General features: G+C 66.0%; 9 protein-coding genes and 6 tRNA genes. 12 read left to right on the top strand and 3 right to left on the bottom strand.

Going from position 1 to position 11,131, the window contains the following annotated elements; genetic code table 11:
* Nucleotides 1-109 precede the first annotated feature (109 nt).
* From lon to AC5P6H_RS18490, 8 genes are all read left to right on the top strand, one after another.
* Nucleotides 110-2,557 carry an endopeptidase La gene (gene lon, locus AC5P6H_RS18455; RefSeq protein WP_495202947.1) on the top strand — a complete coding sequence of 816 codons (2,448 nt, stop codon included), beginning with the start codon at nucleotides 110-112 and terminating at the stop codon, nucleotides 2,555-2,557.
* Between the two features lie 219 nt (nucleotides 2,558-2,776).
* Nucleotides 2,777-3,049, top strand: a complete 273-nt coding sequence (locus tag AC5P6H_RS18460) for an HU family DNA-binding protein (RefSeq protein ID WP_004146343.1) — start codon at nucleotides 2,777-2,779, stop codon at nucleotides 3,047-3,049.
* Between the two features lie 11 nt (nucleotides 3,050-3,060).
* Nucleotides 3,061-3,135, top strand: a tRNA-Val gene (locus AC5P6H_RS18465).
* Between the two features lie 26 nt (nucleotides 3,136-3,161).
* Nucleotides 3,162-3,238, top strand: a tRNA-Asp gene (locus AC5P6H_RS18470).
* A gap of 82 nt (nucleotides 3,239-3,320) precedes the next feature.
* A tRNA-Asp gene (locus tag AC5P6H_RS18475) sits at nucleotides 3,321-3,397 on the top strand.
* Nucleotides 3,398-3,484: 87 nt separating this feature from the next.
* A tRNA-Asp gene (locus AC5P6H_RS18480) sits at nucleotides 3,485-3,561 on the top strand.
* 106 nt (nucleotides 3,562-3,667) lie between these two features.
* A tRNA-Asp gene (locus AC5P6H_RS18485) sits at nucleotides 3,668-3,744 on the top strand.
* A gap of 181 nt (nucleotides 3,745-3,925) precedes the next feature.
* Nucleotides 3,926-5,881, top strand: a complete 1,956-nt coding sequence (locus AC5P6H_RS18490; RefSeq protein WP_495202948.1) for a peptidyl-prolyl cis-trans isomerase — start codon at nucleotides 3,926-3,928, stop codon at nucleotides 5,879-5,881.
* Nucleotides 5,882-6,056: 175 nt separating this feature from the next.
* Here the strand turns inward: AC5P6H_RS18490 and AC5P6H_RS18495 are convergent, their stop codons facing one another.
* Complete coding sequence (locus AC5P6H_RS18495) at nucleotides 6,057-7,259, bottom strand: lytic transglycosylase domain-containing protein (protein ID WP_478409452.1); 1,203 nt, start codon at nucleotides 7,257-7,259, stop codon at nucleotides 6,057-6,059.
* Nucleotides 7,256-8,020 (bottom strand): hydroxyacylglutathione hydrolase, encoded by a 765-nt coding sequence (gene gloB / locus AC5P6H_RS18500; RefSeq protein WP_495202949.1) that lies wholly within the window; start codon nucleotides 8,018-8,020, stop codon nucleotides 7,256-7,258. The genes AC5P6H_RS18495 and gloB overlap by 4 nt, the downstream gene beginning before the upstream one ends.
* An 11-nt stretch (nucleotides 8,021-8,031) precedes the next feature.
* Between gloB and AC5P6H_RS18505 the strand changes: the two genes are divergently transcribed.
* The 3 genes from AC5P6H_RS18505 to dnaQ are packed head-to-tail and all read left to right on the top strand — an operon-like array spanning nucleotide 8,032 to nucleotide 9,877.
* Nucleotides 8,032-8,676: a methyltransferase domain-containing protein gene (locus tag AC5P6H_RS18505; RefSeq protein ID WP_041863105.1), complete on the top strand. Its 645-nt coding sequence runs from the start codon at nucleotides 8,032-8,034 to the stop codon at nucleotides 8,674-8,676.
* Nucleotides 8,677-8,688: 12 nt separating this feature from the next.
* Nucleotides 8,689-9,141, top strand: coding sequence for a ribonuclease HI (gene rnhA, locus AC5P6H_RS18510; protein ID WP_014646157.1), 453 nt, complete (start codon nucleotides 8,689-8,691; stop codon nucleotides 9,139-9,141).
* A 4-nt stretch (nucleotides 9,142-9,145) separates the two neighbouring features.
* Nucleotides 9,146-9,877, top strand: coding sequence for a DNA polymerase III subunit epsilon (gene dnaQ, locus AC5P6H_RS18515; protein ID WP_014036152.1), 732 nt, complete (start codon nucleotides 9,146-9,148; stop codon nucleotides 9,875-9,877).
* A 111-nt stretch (nucleotides 9,878-9,988) separates the two neighbouring features.
* Here the strand turns inward: dnaQ and AC5P6H_RS18520 are convergent, their stop codons facing one another.
* Nucleotides 9,989-10,693, bottom strand: coding sequence for a PP2C family protein-serine/threonine phosphatase (locus AC5P6H_RS18520; protein WP_014036153.1), 705 nt, complete (start codon nucleotides 10,691-10,693; stop codon nucleotides 9,989-9,991).
* Between the two features lie 165 nt (nucleotides 10,694-10,858).
* On the opposite strand from AC5P6H_RS18520, the gene AC5P6H_RS18525 reads away from it, so the two are divergent.
* Nucleotides 10,859-10,949, top strand: a tRNA-Ser gene (locus AC5P6H_RS18525).
* The last annotated feature ends 182 nt before the right edge of the window (nucleotides 10,950-11,131 follow it).

Genomic DNA, 11,131 nt, shown 5'->3' on the forward strand with positions numbered 1-11,131 from the left:
GGAATGCCTTGCATCTGAAAGCCGATGGCCCCATAACGGGGCCATCGGCTTTTTTTGTCTCCGGAAGATGCCCTCCCGGAGGCGGTTTTCCCCCTTCCCTGGAGCCCCCATGGCCCGTTCCCCAAGTGAAACCCTCGACCTGCCGGTCCTGCCGCTGCGCGACGTAGTGGTGTTCCCGCACATGGTCATTCCGCTGTTCGTCGGCCGTGACAAGTCCATGCACGCGCTCGAACAGGCAATGGAGGCGGACAAGCGCATCCTGCTGCTGGCGCAGAAGTCGGCCGAAACCGACGACCCGCATGCGGCCGACCTCTACCAGGTCGGTACGCTGGCGCAGGTGCTGCAGCTGCTGAAGCTGCCCGACGGCACCATCAAGGTGCTGGTCGAAGGCCTGTCGCGCGTGCAGGTCACCCACGTTGACGAGCGCAACGGCTCGCTGCACGGCCAGGCCGTGGAGATCGACGCCAGCGACGAGCGCGAAGCGCGCGAGGTCGAGGCGATCGCCCGCTCGCTGATGTCGCTGTTCGAGCAGTACGTGAAGACCAACCGCAAGCTGCCGCCGGAACTGCTGCAGACGCTGTCGGGCATCGATGAGCCGGCGCGCCTGGCCGACACCATCGCCGCGCACATCAGCGTGCGCCTGGCCGACAAGCAGCGCCTGCTGGAAACGCTGGCCGTCGGTGACCGCCTGGAGATGCTGGTCGGCCTGGTCGACGGCGAGATCGACGTGCAGCAGATGGAGAAGCGCATCCGCGGCCGCGTGAAGTCGCAGATGGAGAAGAGCCAGCGCGAGTACTACCTCAACGAACAGATGAAGGCCATCCAGAAGGAACTGGGTGACCTGGACGATGCGCCTGGCGAGCTGGAAGAGCTGGCGCGCAAGATCGCCGAGGCCGGCATGCCGAAGGCCGTTGAGGCCAAGGCGCGCAACGAGCTGAACAAGCTCAAGCAGATGTCGCCGATGTCGGCCGAAGCGGCGGTCGTGCGCAACTACCTGGAGTGGTTGCTGGGCGTGCCGTGGAAGAAGCGCAGCAAGGTTCGCAAGGACCTGAAGGTGGCGCAGGACACCCTCGATGCCGATCACTACGGGCTGGAGAAGGTCAAGGAACGCATCCTTGAATACCTGGCGGTGCAGTCGCGCGTGAAGCAGATGAAGGGCCCGATCCTGTGCCTGGTCGGGCCGCCGGGCGTGGGCAAGACCTCGCTGGGACAGTCCATCGCCAAGGCCACCAACCGCAAGTTCGTGCGCATGTCGCTGGGCGGCGTGCGTGACGAGGCCGAGATCCGTGGCCACCGTCGCACTTACGTCGGTTCGATGCCGGGCCGCATCGTGCAGAACCTCAACAAGGTCGGCAGCAAGAACCCGCTGTTCGTGCTCGACGAGATCGACAAGATGTCGATGGACTTCCGCGGCGATCCGTCCTCGGCGTTGCTGGAAGTGCTCGACCCTGAGCAGAACAACGCGTTCAACGACCACTATCTGGAAGTGGACCTGGACCTGTCTGAAGTGATGTTCGTGGCCACCTCGAACTCGCTCAACATTCCCGGCCCGCTGCTGGACCGCATGGAAGTGATCCGCATCCCCGGCTACACCGAGGATGAGAAGCTCAACATCGCCACCCGTTACCTGGTGCCCAAGCAGGTCAAGGCCAACGGCCTGCAGCCGGAAGAGCTGGAGATCGGCAGTGACGCCATCCAGGACATCGTGCGCTACTACACGCGCGAGTCGGGCGTGCGCAACCTGGAACGCGAGATCGCCAAGATCTGCCGCAAGGTGGTGAAGGAGATCGCGCTGGCCGGCCCGCAGCCGGTGAAGGTGAAGAAGGGCGCGAAGAAGAAGGCGCTGGTGAGCGTGTCCAGCAAGAACCTGGACAAGTACCTGGGCGTGCGTCGCTTCGACTTCGGCCGTGCCGAGGAAGAGAACGAGATCGGCCTGGTCACCGGCCTGGCCTGGACCGAGGTGGGTGGCGATCTGCTGCAGATCGAATCGACGCTGGTGCCGGGCAAGGGCCAGCTGATCCTGACCGGCCAGCTCGGCAACGTGATGAAGGAATCGGCTTCAGCGGCGCTGTCGGTGGTGCGTTCGCGCGCCGTCGGCTTCGGCATCGACAGCGACTTCCTGCAGAAGCACGACGTGCACCTGCATGTGCCCGATGGCGCTACGCCGAAGGACGGCCCGAGTGCCGGCGCGGCGATGGTCACCTCGCTGGTATCGATGCTGACCAAGGTGCCGGTGCGTGCCGACGTGGCGATGACCGGCGAGATCACCCTGCGTGGTCGCGTCACGGCCATCGGTGGACTGAAGGAGAAGCTGCTGGCCGCACTGCGTGGCGGAATCCGCACGGTCATCATTCCCGAGGAGAACCGCAAGGACCTGGCCGACATCCCGGCCAACGTCACCCGCGATCTGGAGATCGTGCCGGTGAAGTACATCGAAGAAGTCCTGGACCTGGCGCTGGAGCGTCCGTTGGCACCGAAGAAGGCGCGCAAGAGTGCGCAACGTGTCACGGTGCGCAGCAAGGCCAAACCGAGTGGAAACGCGCGCGTCAAGCATTGACGCGCGCTGTCCAATGGCCCGAAACCCGCGTCGTTGCTGGCTTTCCAGCTTGCGTGGGGGTAGGGCCACTGGTATAAAAGCAGCACTCGCGAATGAGTGATCGCAGTCTGGCGATCGCTGAATTCGGCGAACCGTTTCCACATGGCGGCCGCATGCAGAGCGCGTGCGGTTGCTTCCCTGTCGAATAAGCGGAACCCACCGCCAAAGGAGTTGTAGAGAATGAACAAGACCGAATTGATCGATGCCGTTGCTGAAGCTGCAGACCTGACCAAGGCCGAGTCCAGCCGCGCTGTCGATGCCGTCGTTGCTGCCGTCACCAAGGCGCTGAAGGACGGCGATGCGGTCACCCTGGTTGGCTTCGGTACCTTCCAGGTCCGCGACCGTGCTGCCCGCACCGGCCGCAACCCGAAGACCGGCGACACCATCAAGATCGCTGCTTCGAAGAATCCGTCGTTCAAGGCTGGTAAGGCCCTGAAGGATGCTGTAAACTAAGCGGCTCGCTGGGGTGCTTAGCTCAGCGGTAGAGCGTCTCCTTTACACGGAGAGGGTCGGGGGTTCGAAACCCTCAGCACCCACCACAGCACCGCGGTAAAAGTTTGAGTGTGGAGCGGTAGTTCAGCTGGTTAGAATGCTGGCCTGTCACGCCGGAGGTCGCGGGTTCGAGTCCCGTCCGCTCCGCCATTCAACGAGGCCTCCGGCCAAAAGCTGGAGGCTTTGTTTTCTCCCGGTCCAGGCCGGCTGAAAGCAAAAAAGGTAACAACGCGGAGCGGTAGTTCAGCTGGTTAGAATGCTGGCCTGTCACGCCGGAGGTCGCGGGTTCGAGTCCCGTCCGCTCCGCCATTACATCGAGGCCCCCGGCCTGAAGCTGGGGGCCTTGTCTTCTCACCGACAGGTTCGGAAGGAAGGCGAAAAGGTTTTTGCAAGAACGGAGCGGTAGTTCAGCTGGTTAGAATGCTGGCCTGTCACGCCGGAGGTCGCGGGTTCGAGTCCCGTCCGCTCCGCCATTGCAGAATTCTTAAGTCCCTGTGAAAAAACTTTGAAAAAAGTGTTCATCGGGCTGGGTTTCCAGACAGTCTTCGGATATACTGGGCGCCTGCAAAGTTCAAGCGCGGAGCGGTAGTTCAGCTGGTTAGAATGCTGGCCTGTCACGCCGGAGGTCGCGGGTTCGAGTCCCGTCCGCTCCGCCAACTTCAAAAGCCCTCGGCGCAAGCCGGGGGCTTTTTCTTTGCGCCATGGTGGAAATGGCCGACACGCGGATGGCGCATGCCTGCCGATGTGGGCGCAGGCCGCGCTGGCGCTGCTTTTGGTCCCTGCGGCGAAGCGGGTTACACTGCCGGGCTCGCCAATAAGGCCTTGTGATTCCTCACCATGCTGCAGAAACTCCGCGACAAGACCTCAGGCTGGATCGTCACTGTGATCCTGGGGCTGCTGATGATTCCGTTCCTGTTCGTGATCGACAACAGCTACCTCGGTGGCGTTGGCGCACAGAACGTGGCCAAGGTTTCCGCGCCGCCGACCTGGTGGCGTTCGGCGCCGTCGTGGTGGCCGGTGCGCATGCTGTGGCAGCACCACGAGATCAGCTCGCAGGATTTCCGCACGCGTTTCGAGCAGGAGCGCATGCGTGAGCGCCAGCAGCAGGGCGACAACTTCGACCCGCGCGCGTTCGAGAGCACCGAGAACAAGATGGCCGTGCTCGATCAGCTGATCGACGAGCAGGTCGTGCGCCTGGTCGGTGAGCAGGCAGGCGTGGTGATCGGCGACGGCGCGGTGCGCGAGTACATCGCTACCATGCCCGCATTCCTCGATTCGAACGGCAAGTTCAACGAGAACAACTATCGCCTGGCCCTGGCCGGCGGCAACCCGCCGCGTACGCCGACCCAGTTCCAGGAGCTGGTGCGCGAGAGCCTGCAGCAGTCGGTGATTCCGTCGGGCCTGCAGAGCTCCGGCTTCGTCACCCAGGCCGAGACCGAGCGCCTGTTGAAGCTGCTGGGCGAAACCCGCGACGTCGAGCTGGCCGCGTTGCCGCCCGTACCGGCCGATACCGCGCCGGTGACCGATGAGCAGATCAAGCAGTGGTACGACAGCCACGGCAAGGATTTCCGCCAGGCCGAGAGCGTGTCGCTGGAATACGTCGAGATCAACGGCGCGAACCTTCCGGCACCGGCGGCGGCCGATGAAGCCACCCTGCGCAAGCGCTATGAAGACGAGAAGGCGAAGTTCACCTCGCCGGAGCAGCGCCAGGCCTCGCACATCCTGATCACCGGTGACGGTGCAGAAGCCAAGGCGAGCAAGATCGCTGCCGAAGCCAAGGCCGCTGGTGCCGATTTCGGCGCGCTGGCCAAGGCCAATTCGGAAGATCCGGGCTCCAAGGACCAGGGCGGGGACCTGGGTTGGGTCGAGCGCGGTGCGATGGTGAAGCCGTTCGAGGACGCGCTGTTTGCGGCCAAGGCCGGTGATGTGATCGGCCCGGTGAAGACCGAGTTCGGTTACCACATCATCAAGGTGGCCGCTGTGCGCGGTGGCCAGGGCAAGTCGTTCGAGGAAGTGCGTGACACGCTGGGCGCCGAACAGCTTAAGGCCGACGGTGAGCGTGGCTTCAACGAGCTGGCCGGTCGCCTGGTCGATGCCATCAACAAGAGCCCGAGCGACCTGGCCGCTGCGGCCAAGGAAGTGAACCTGCCGCTGCAGACGCTGGGCCCGATCACCCGCGCGACCGCCAGTGGCATTGCCGCTGACCCGGCCGTGCTGCGTGCGGCGTTCTCCGACGTGCTGGTGCAGGACGGCACCGCCAGTGACCCGATCGCCCTGGGGGGCGCGACCAACCACAGCGTGGTCATCCGCGTGGCTGCGCACACCCCGGAACAGGCCCTGCCGCTGGACAAGGCTCGTGACCAGGTGATCGCCGCGATCCACGCTGACCGCCAGCGCCAGGCCAGCGACAAGGCGGCCGATGCGATCCTGGCCAAGCTGAAGGCGGGTGCCACCCTGCAGTCGCTGGCCGCCAGCGAGAAGCTGCAGCTGAGCCCGATGCCGGGCCTGCCGCGCAGCCAGCCGGTGCCGACCCCGGAAATCAACCGCGCGATCTTCAGTGCGCCGGTGCCGGCCGAAGGCAAGCCGAGCTATGGCAAGGTCGACGTCAATGGCCACGCGCTGCTGTTCGCGGTGAACAAGGTCAATCCGGGCGACATCAAGGAAGTGACTGCAGAGCAGCAGAAGCAGCTGAAGGAACAGCTGAGCCAGATCGATGGCATGGCCGCGGCCAAGGCCTACATCGAGGCGATGCGCAAGAAGTTCGTGATTCAGACCACCGAGGCGAACCTGTAAGCCTTGCGGCTGCATCCATGAGAAAGGCCCGGCACTGCCGGGCCTTTTTTTGTGCCTGCCGATGTGTAGCGTCGAGCCATGCTCGACTGCGTCTGCCGGGCGCAGGCATGAAAAGGCCGAGCAAGGGCTCGGCTCTGCAGGAAACAGGGCAGGGCGCGGCGGTGCCGCGCCGGACTCAGTCTTCCACGCGCAGCACGGCGCCCGGCTTCAGCACGCTGCTGCCGCTCAGGCCGTTCAGCGACAACAGGGCCTTGACCGGCATGCCGTAGCGGCGGGCGATGGTCCAGGCCGACTCGCCATCACGCACGGTGTGGCGGCGGCTGCGCGGACGATCAGCGATCGCGGCGACGGTCTTGGCCACCTGCGGCGTCGGTGCTGCGGTGGCGACCGGCGCAGCGCTGGCGACCAAGACGGATGCGGTGTCCGCCACCGTCGCATTGGCAGCCGAGACAGGGGCCAGCACGCGGGTGGTACCCGACGAGGCGCGGCCACCGCCCGCCAGGGCGGGGTTGAGGCGGGCGATCCTGGCCGGGTCCAGGGCGCGCTGTGCGGCCCACTGCTGGACGCTGGTGCCGGCGGGCAGGGTGTGGTCCTTCAGCACCGGCACGGTGCGGTCCAGCGAGGCCATCACGCCCGGCTGGTCTTCCACGTCTTCCAGCACGCAGGCCAGGGCATGCAGCTTCTCGACGTAGGCATGGGTGACCGGCGACAGGCCGGGCAGCGCCGACGGCTTGGCGTTCTGCGCGTTCATGCCGGCCTTGCGCATGGACTGCAACACGCGGTACTCACCGGCGTTGTAGGCCATGGTGGCCAGGCGCCAGTCGCCGCCGAACATGCCGTGCAGGGTCTTCAGGTAGCGCACTGCGGCCTGGGTGGAATCGACCGCCGACAGGCGGCCATCGTAGCCGTTGGCCATGGGCACGCGGTGGTTGCGCGCGGTGGTGGCGATGAACTGCCACAGGCCGGTCGGGCCGCTGCCATTGCGGGCATTGGGCCGGTAGCCGCTTTCCACGAACGGGATCAGTGCGAATTCGGTAGGCAGGTTGGCCTTGCGCAGCTCTTCAACCACGTAGCCGAACAGCACCAGCGCATCGTCATCCTGGTTGGCCAGGCGCGACGGGGCGTGGGCGAACTGCTTCTGCCAGCGCGGGCTGGTGGCCTCGGCATTGCAGGTGGGCTCGGCCAGGCCGTCGCGGAAGCTGGAGAAGATCTCCTGGCCATTGCGGACCGACGCGGCCGGCAACGCGGCCGGATCCAGCGGCAGGGCCGCCGCGGCGGCCAGGTTCTGGCCGATGCCCGCGCCCAGCGACTGGGCACCGGCGGTTCCGGCCAGCCCCAGGACCAGGCCCAGGGCCAGCGGCAGACTTCGGCGCATCATGCGCGGAAGCCGTCTTTCCAGTGCCGGAGACCGGCCATGACGTCGACGTCGTCAACGACGTCGCGGCCCAGGTGCGCCGACACTGCCGCGCGGATCGGCGCCGTGTGCACACGCAGGAACGGATTGCAGTCGAATTCGTTGGCCAGGGTTACCGGCAGGGTGGAACGGTCATCGCGGCGCATGGCCAAAGCCTCCTTTTGGCGCTGCCACAGGGCAGCGTTGGCGGGGTCGACATGCCGCGCGAAGACGGCATTTGACACGGTGTACTCGTGGGCGCAACAAAGCAGCAGTTGCGCGGGCAAGGTACCCAGCCTGCGCATCGATGCCAGCAGCTGGGACGGCGTACCTTCGAACAGGCGTCCACAGCCCAGGCTGAACAACGAATCTCCGCTGAAAAGATGTTCAGCAGTGTGAAACGCGATGTGGCTGCGGGTATGCCCGGGCACGGATAGTACGTGGAACGTCCGGCCCAGTGCCTGAACGCGTTCACCTTCGCCGACCCGCTCGGTCGCTGCAGGGATGCGCTCCTCGACGGGCGCGATGACCCGTACACCGGGAAAACGTGCCCGCAACGCGGGCACGCCACCGATGTGGTCATCGTGATGATGGGTGAGCAGGATCGTGTCCACGCGCAGGCCCTGATCGGCCAGCGCAAGCACCGGCGCGGCATCGCCGGGATCGACGACCACGGCGGCGCCAGCGTCGTCGATCAACGTCCAGATGTAGTTGTCCGCAAATGCGGGCAGGGCAGTCAGTCGCATAGAATTGGACCATGCCCGCGCTGCAGAGCACCCGTCAAGCGAGCCAGGCCCCGTGGTTCGACACTGAACCGGCGGGCTCCTTGCGCGTGCTGGAGCGGCAGTTGCTGCTGCCGCAGCTGTCTGTCCTGCCGACGCAGCCCTGGCTGTGGATCGCACCGAGTGCGGCCTGGCTGGAGGATGCGCAGCTGGGCGGGCGCGGGCTGCGGCTGTTCCGGCAGGGCCAGGGCTATGCCGGCGACACCCGCTGTGCGCTGCCGCTGCCGCTGGCCAGCGAGAGCGTCAACGCGGTCGTGCTGCAGCATGTGACCGCGGGCGATGCGGAGCGACTGCTGGACGAGTGCGAGCGCGTGCTGATGCCGGGCGGCCACCTGTGGCTGAGCAGCCTCAACCCGTTCAGCCCTTACCGCACGCATTGGCGCCAGCACGGACTGGTGGTGCGCACGCCACAGCGGATCCGCCTGCTGCTCGGCCGCCACGGGCTGGAGTGCGACGATATGCGTTACCTCGGCCCGCTCTGGCGCGGTGCAGGCAGTCGCCGCACGGGCGGTTGGGCGCCGCTGCGCGCGGCCTGCCTGTTCCATGCTGAAAAGCGCACGCTGGCCCTGCCCGGGCCGAAACCGTTGCCGGTGCGTTGGCTCGGCACCGTTGCCACCTGATCTGGAGTTGTATTGAAAACCATCGAAATCCACACCGACGGTTCCTGCCTTGGCAATCCCGGCCCCGGCGGCTGGGCTGCGCTGCTGCGCTACAAGGGCCACGAGCGTGAACTGAGCGGCGGCGAAGCGCACACCACCAACAACCGGATGGAGCTGATGGCGGCTATTTCCGGGTTGGAGACGCTCACCGAGCCCTGCAACATCGTGCTCTATACCGATTCGCAGTACGTGCGGCAGGGCCTGACGCAGTGGCTGCCCGGCTGGATCCGCAAGAACTGGAAGACCGCCGGCGGCGACCCGGTGAAGAACCGCGAGCTGTGGGAGCGCCTGCATGCCGCGACGCTGCGGCATCAGATCGACTGGCGCTGGGTAAAGGGCCACTCCGGTGACCCGGACAACGAGCGGGTGGATACGCTGGCGCGCAACGCGGCCATCCAGATCCGCGACGCCAGCCCGGTAAACTGAGCCCATGCGTCAGATCATCCTCGATACCGAAACCACCGGCCTGGAATGGAAGAAGGGCAACCGCATCGTCGAAATCGGCTGCGTGGAGCTGTTCAAGCGCCGCCCGACCGGCAACAACTACCACCAGTACATCAAGCCGGACTGCGAGTTCGAACAGGGCGCGCAGGAAGTCACCGGCCTGACCCTGGAGTTCCTGGCTGACAAGCCGGACTTCGCGCAGATCGCCGATGAGTTCCTGGCCTTCATCGATGGCGCCGAGCTGATCATCCACAACGCGGCGTTCGACCTGGGCTTCCTCGACAACGAGCTGTCGCTGCTGGGCCCGCAGTACGGGAAGATCACCGATCGATGCACAGTGATCGATACCCTGGTGATGGCGCGCGAGCGCTTCCCGGGCCAGCGCAATTCGCTGGATGCGCTGTGCAAGCGACTGGGCGTTGACAACTCGCACCGTGCGCTGCACGGCGGCCTGCTCGATGCGCAGATCCTGGGTGACGTGTACATCGCGCTGACCTCGGGGCAGGAAGAGATCGGATTCGGCCTGGGGGATGACGATGGCGGTGGCGCCGGTGCGGCGCTGCAGGCCTTCGATACCAGCAAGCTGCTGCCGCGCCCGCGCGTAGTGGCCACGCCGTCGGAGCTGGAAGCGCATGCCGCGCGGCTGGAGCGGCTGCGCAAGAAGGCCGGCCACGCACTGTGGGATGGGCCGAAGGTGGAAGAGCCCGCCAGCGCGTAATGCCTGGAAGAGGTAGTGCCGGCCGCTGGCCGGCATCTGCGTGAACACGTTTCCCGGTGAGCCGGCCAGCGGCCGGCACTACCGCCTCCACGCATGGCGTGGATCTACGGGTTAATGGCAGCGCACCAGGATCACGCTGATGTTGTCGCGGCCACCGCCGTCGAGCGCGGCGGCGACCAGCGTGTCCACGCATTCCTGTGCGCTTGCATCCTCGAAGGCGAGGGTGCGGGCGATGCCGCGGTCGTCCACTTCCTCGGTCAGGCCGTCACTGCACAGCAGCAGCTGCATGCCGGGGCGCAGCTCGCCGCTGGTGGTGGCCACGTTCAGATGTGCCGGATCGGTGACGCCCAGCGCCTGGGTGACCACGTTGCGATGTGGATGCGCGCGTGCCTGTTCGGCCGTCAGGTTGCCCTGCGCGACCAGTTCCTGCACCACGCTGTGATCCTGGCTGAGCTGTGCCAGCTGGCCGTCACGCCAGAGGTAGGCACGGCTGTCGCCGACCCATGCCACTTCATAGCGATTGCCCTGCACGCGTGCGGCGACCACGGTGGTACCCATCGGCAGGGTGTCGTTGCGCCGCCGCGAGGCGCGGATGATCTCTTCGTCGGCGGTGCGGATGGCCTGGGCCAGCGGCGCGCCACGGCGGATCTCGCGCACGATGGTTTCGCGCGCCAGCGCGCTGGCCACCTCGCCGCAGGCGTGGCCGCCCATGCCATCGGCCACCAGCCACAGGGCCAGCTCGCTGTCACCGTAGTAGGTGTCTTCGTTGAGCTCGCGGCGCAGGCCGGGGTGGGTGAGGTGTCCGAATTCGATCATGGTGTGCAGGGGCGGGGTATTGCTGGGGAGACAGGCATCATCGGGGGGCTGCGGGCATCCGGCAAGGCATGCATCCAGGAAATTTTCACTTCATTGACCGGAATGACTTGTCGTCGGCCTGACTTCCTCGTATGATGCGCGTCCCCGGTCCGCCGGGGACCACCCGGAGAGGTGGCAGAGTGGTTGAATGTACCTGACTCGAAATCAGGCAGGCGTTTATAGCGCCTCGGGGGTTCGAATCCCCCCCTCTCCGCCAGATAAAGAAAAAGGGCTGCCGAAAGGCAGCCCTTTTTCTTTATCTGGCGCGGGACGCGACGCGCTCTGCGCGTCGCCCCACACGTTGCTGCGCAACGCGTGGGCCCCTCCCTTTGCCGGCCTCTCCCCGCCCCTGTCGGGGCAGCCCCTCAACAGAGGGGCTTGGTCCTCCAGATGCATCAC

This window comes from Stenotrophomonas sp. YJH_SMC_110 (assembly GCF_059369255.1).

What these genes read in the sequence shown, in the direction of transcription:
- lon (WP_495202947.1), top strand. Translation starts at nt 110, where the DNA reads ATGGCCCGTTCCCCAAGTGAAACCCTCGACCTGCCGGTCCTGCCGCTG.
- AC5P6H_RS18460 (WP_004146343.1), top strand. Translation starts at nt 2,777, where the DNA reads ATGAACAAGACCGAATTGATCGATGCCGTTGCTGAAGCTGCAGACCTG.
- AC5P6H_RS18490 (WP_495202948.1), top strand. Translation starts at nt 3,926, where the DNA reads ATGCTGCAGAAACTCCGCGACAAGACCTCAGGCTGGATCGTCACTGTG.
- AC5P6H_RS18495 (WP_478409452.1), bottom strand. Translation starts at nt 7,259, where the DNA reads ATGATGCGCCGAAGTCTGCCGCTGGCCCTGGGCCTGGTCCTGGGGCTG.
- gloB (WP_495202949.1), bottom strand. Translation starts at nt 8,020, where the DNA reads ATGCGACTGACTGCCCTGCCCGCATTTGCGGACAACTACATCTGGACG.
- AC5P6H_RS18505 (WP_041863105.1), top strand. Translation starts at nt 8,032, where the DNA reads ATGCCCGCGCTGCAGAGCACCCGTCAAGCGAGCCAGGCCCCGTGGTTC.
- dnaQ (WP_014036152.1), top strand. Translation starts at nt 9,146, where the DNA reads ATGCGTCAGATCATCCTCGATACCGAAACCACCGGCCTGGAATGGAAG.
- AC5P6H_RS18520 (WP_014036153.1), bottom strand. Translation starts at nt 10,693, where the DNA reads ATGATCGAATTCGGACACCTCACCCACCCCGGCCTGCGCCGCGAGCTC.